5 protein-coding genes and 1 pseudogene are annotated in these 4,105 nt (G+C 70.4%); all 6 read left to right on the top strand.

Annotated features, from left to right (window positions below; genetic code table 11):
- Window positions 1-133: 133 nt before the first annotated feature.
- Window positions 134-286 (top strand): annotated as a pseudogene (locus ABZ281_RS40665) (alpha-(1-2)-phosphatidylinositol mannosyltransferase); the annotation flags it as partial.
- A 150-nt stretch (window positions 287-436) separates the two neighbouring features.
- Window positions 437-979, top strand: a complete 543-nt coding sequence (locus ABZ281_RS40660) for a hypothetical protein (RefSeq protein WP_356663002.1) — start codon at window positions 437-439, stop codon at window positions 977-979.
- A 136-nt stretch (window positions 980-1,115) separates the two neighbouring features.
- On the top strand, window positions 1,116-2,021 hold the full coding sequence (pdxS, locus tag ABZ281_RS40655; protein WP_356663001.1) for a pyridoxal 5'-phosphate synthase lyase subunit PdxS: 906 nt from the start codon (window positions 1,116-1,118) through the stop codon (window positions 2,019-2,021).
- Window positions 2,022-2,034: 13 nt separating this feature from the next.
- Window positions 2,035-2,643, top strand: coding sequence for a pyridoxal 5'-phosphate synthase glutaminase subunit PdxT (gene pdxT / locus ABZ281_RS40650; protein WP_356663000.1), 609 nt, complete (start codon window positions 2,035-2,037; stop codon window positions 2,641-2,643).
- A 48-nt stretch (window positions 2,644-2,691) separates the two neighbouring features.
- Window positions 2,692-3,444, top strand: coding sequence for a YebC/PmpR family DNA-binding transcriptional regulator (locus ABZ281_RS40645; RefSeq protein ID WP_356662999.1), 753 nt, complete (start codon window positions 2,692-2,694; stop codon window positions 3,442-3,444).
- A gap of 110 nt (window positions 3,445-3,554) precedes the next feature.
- Window positions 3,555-4,094: a crossover junction endodeoxyribonuclease RuvC gene (gene ruvC, locus ABZ281_RS40640; RefSeq protein ID WP_356662998.1), complete on the top strand. Its 540-nt coding sequence runs from the start codon at window positions 3,555-3,557 to the stop codon at window positions 4,092-4,094.
- The last annotated feature ends 11 nt before the right edge of the window (window positions 4,095-4,105 follow it).

The raw sequence follows: 4,105 nt of genomic DNA, 5'->3' as shown, positions 1-4,105 counted from the left end.
GTGCTCTTCCGCCTCTCGGTGGCCTTCTTGAGCGACCGCACCCGGGTCCTGCACGCGCTCGGGCGCCGACTGCGCGAGGGCGGCACCATGCTGGTCATCACCCCGCTGGCCGCGCACACCCCGGCCGCAAAGCGGCGCATCGCACTGGATGCGGCGCTTCGACTGGTCGACCGTCGGCGCGGACATCCTGTCCGTCTACGAGACGGTGACGGCCGGAGCGGCGGCGGTGGCCGAGGACGAGCGGACGACCGGGCTGTGGGGGCGGCTGGGGTTCGCCCGGGACTGACGGGCGGGCGCCCGGTCCTTTCAGGCCATGTCGAAAGGGCAGGTCGGGCGTCACTGATGTCCATCCCGCCGCAGGCCGAGGACCGCAACCGCTGATCGCGGGCAGGGCGGGACGAACGGCCGGGCCCTCGTGCCGCTAGCCTTGCCGCCCGTGACCACCACTCTCATCTGGATCGCCGTCGCCCTGGTCGCGATCGGGCTCTATCTGAGCTGGACCGCCGGCCGGCTCGACCGTCTCCACGCCCGGATCGACGCCGCCCGCGCGGCCCTGGACGCCCAGTTGCTGCGGCGCGCCTCGGTGGCGCAGGAACTGGCGACGTCGGGGGTCCTCGACCCGGCCGCCTCGATCGTGCTGTACGAGGCCGCGCACGCCGCCCGGCAGGCCGAGGAGGAGCAGCGGGAGGTCGCCGAGAGCGAACTGAGCCAGGCGCTGCGGGCCGTCTTCGGAGAGGCTCCGCAGGTGGAGGCGGTGCGGGAGGCGCCCGGGGGAGAGGGGGCGGCCCGGGAACTCACCGAGGCCGTCCGCAAGGTGCCGATGGCCCGGCGCTTCCACAACGACGCCGTACGGGCGGCCCGGGCCCTGCGCCGGCACCGCAAGGTGCGCTGGTTCCGCCTGGCCGGTCACGCGCCCTTCCCGATGGCCTTCGAAATGGACGACGAGCCGCCGGCAGCCCTGGTGGACCGGGCCTCCTGAGCCCCGTTCACCTGTCGTTTTCCGGCCGTCCGTCGCAAAAGGATCCACGGCGTTCCTATTGGCCCTTGCTGTGGCCTGGTTCTCTCACGTTTCCTCAGTGCTGCAGAAACCCTCTTTCCCATCAGCGAGGTCACCCGTGTCCATCTCCGAAAACCAGGCTCCCGAGACCGGCACCGCCCGAGTGAAGCGCGGCATGGCCGAGCAGCTCAAGGGCGGCGTGATCATGGACGTCGTCACGCCGGAGCAGGCCAAGATCGCCGAGGACGCGGGCGCCGTGGCCGTCATGGCCCTGGAGCGGGTCCCCGCCGACATCCGCAAGGACGGCGGCGTCGCCCGCATGTCCGACCCGGACATGATCGAGGGCATCATCGACGCCGTCTCGATCCCGGTCATGGCCAAGTCCCGCATCGGCCACTTCGTCGAGGCCCAGGTCCTGCAGTCCCTCGGCGTCGACTACATCGACGAGTCCGAGGTCCTCACCCCGGCCGACGAGGTCAACCACAGCGACAAGTTCGCCTTCACGACCCCCTTCGTCTGCGGCGCCACCAACTTGGGCGAGGCCCTGCGCCGCATCGCCGAGGGCGCCGCGATGATCCGCTCCAAGGGCGAGGCCGGGACCGGCAACGTCGTCGAGGCCGTCCGCCACCTGCGCCAGATCAAGAACGAGATCGCCCGCCTGCGCGGCTACGACAACAACGAGCTGTACGCCGCCGCCAAGGAGCTGCGCGCCCCGTACGAGCTGGTCAAGGAAGTCTCCGAGCTCGGCAGGCTCCCCGTGGTGCTGTTCTCCGCCGGCGGCGTGGCCACCCCGGCCGACGCGGCCCTGATGCGTCAGCTCGGCGCCGAGGGCGTCTTCGTCGGCTCCGGCATCTTCAAGTCCGGCGACCCGGCCAAGCGCGCCGCCGCCATCGTGAAGGCCACCACCTTCTACGACGACCCGAAGATCATCGCCGACGCGTCCCGCAACCTCGGCGAGGCCATGGTCGGCATCAACTGCGACACCCTCCCCGAGGCCGAGCGCTACGCCAACCGCGGCTGGTAAGGCACAGGAACCCATGAGCGACACCCCCGTCATAGGCGTCCTGGCCCTCCAGGGCGACGTACGGGAGCACCTCGTCGCCCTGGCCGCGGCCGATGCCGTGGCCAGGCCGGTGCGGCGCCCCGAAGAACTCGCCGAGGTCGACGGCCTCGTCATCCCCGGCGGCGAGTCCACCACCATCTCCAAGCTGGCCGTCCTGTTCGGCCTGATGGAGCCCCTCCGCGCGCGCCTGCGGGACGGTATGCCCGTCTACGGCACCTGCGCCGGCATGATCATGCTCGCCGACAAGATCCTCGACCCGCGCTCGGGCCAGGAGACCCTCGGCGGCATCGACATGATCGTCCGCCGCAACGCCTTCGGACGGCAGAACGAGTCCTTCGAGGCGGCCGTCGGCATCCAGGGCATCGAGGGCGCGCCGGTGGAGGGCGTCTTCATCCGTGCCCCCTGGGTGGAATCCGTCGGTGCCCAAACCGAGGTGCTCGCCGAGCACGACGGCCACATCGTCGCGGTCCGTCAGGGCACCGCGCTGGCCACGTCGTTCCACCCGGAACTGACCGGCGACCACCGCGTCCACGCCCTGTTCGTCGACATGGTGCGGGCGAACCGGACAGCCGAGTCCTTGTAGGATTCCTGCGTTCGTTGCTGAGATGGGTTACGCGAAGGAGACAGGCAGATGTCCGGCCACTCTAAATGGGCTACGACGAAGCACAAGAAGGCCGTGATCGATGCCAAGCGCGGCAAGCTCTTCGCGAAGCTGATCAAGAACATCGAGGTGGCTGCCCGGATGGGCGGCGTCGACATCGAGGGCAACCCCACTCTCTACGACGCCATCCAGAAGGCCAAGAAGCAGTCGGTCCCGAACAAGAACATCGACTCCGCGGTCAAGCGCGGCGGCGGCCTCGAGGCCGGCGGCGCCGACTACGAGACGATCATGTACGAGGGCTACGGACCCAACGGTGTCGCGGTGCTCGTCGAGTGCCTCACCGACAACCGCAACCGCGCCGCCTCCGAGGTCCGCGTCGCCATGACCCGCAACGGCGGCTCCATGGCCGACCCGGGTTCGGTGTCGTACCTGTTCAACCGCAAGGGCGTCGTGATCGTCCCCAAGAGCGAGCTGTCCGAGGACGACGTGCTGGCCGCCGTGCTCGACGCGGGCGCCGAGGAGGTCAACGACCTCGGCGAGAGCTTCGAGGTCCTCAGCGAGGCCACCGACCTGGTCGCGGTCCGCACCGCCCTGCAGGACGCCGGCATCGACTACGACTCCGCCGACGCCAACTTCGTCCCGACCATGCAGGTCGAGCTGGACGAGGAAGGCGCCAAGAAGATCTTCAAGCTGATCGACGCGCTGGAGGACAGCGACGACGTGCAGAACGTCTTCGCCAACTTCGACGTGAGCGACGAGGTCATGGAGAAGGTCGACGCGTAACTCCGGACTCCACCGAGCCAACGGGCCGACGGGACACACCCCGTCGGCCCGTCGCGTTGTCGGTGGCACCCGATAGCCTGCACAAACAGGTGAGCGAAAGGGAGGGGCGCGTGCGCGTACTGGGGGTGGACCCGGGACTGACCCGGTGCGGTGTCGGCGTGGTCGAGGGCGTCGCCGGACGGCCGCTCACGATGATCGGCGTCGGCGTCGTCCGCACGCCCGGCGACGCCGACCTCGGCCACCGTCTCGTCGCCGTCGAGCAGGGCATCGAGCAGTGGCTCGACGAGCACCGACCCGAGTTCGTCGCCGTCGAGCGCGTCTTCAGCCAGCACAACGTCCGCACGGTGATGGGCACGGCCCAGGCCAGCGCCGTCGCCATGCTCTGCGCCGCCCGCCGCGGAATCCCGGTCGCGCTGCACACCCCGAGTGAGGTGAAGGCCGCCGTCACCGGCAGCGGCCGGGCCGACAAGGCGCAGGTGGGCGCCATGGTGACCCGCCTGCTCCGGCTCAGCGCACCGCCCAGGCCCGCCGACGCGGCCGACGCCCTCGCCCTCGCCATCTGCCACATCTGGCGCGCCCCCGCGCAGAACCGACTCCAGCAGGCCGTCGCCCTGCACACCGCCAAAGCACCGAAAGGCCGGACGGCATGATCGCCTTCGTC

The sequence above is a fragment of the Streptomyces sp. NPDC006265 genome, from assembly GCF_040613555.1.
Classification (GTDB): domain Bacteria; phylum Actinomycetota; class Actinomycetes; order Streptomycetales; family Streptomycetaceae; genus Streptomyces.
This window is presented reverse-complemented; position numbering and strand designations above follow the sequence as displayed.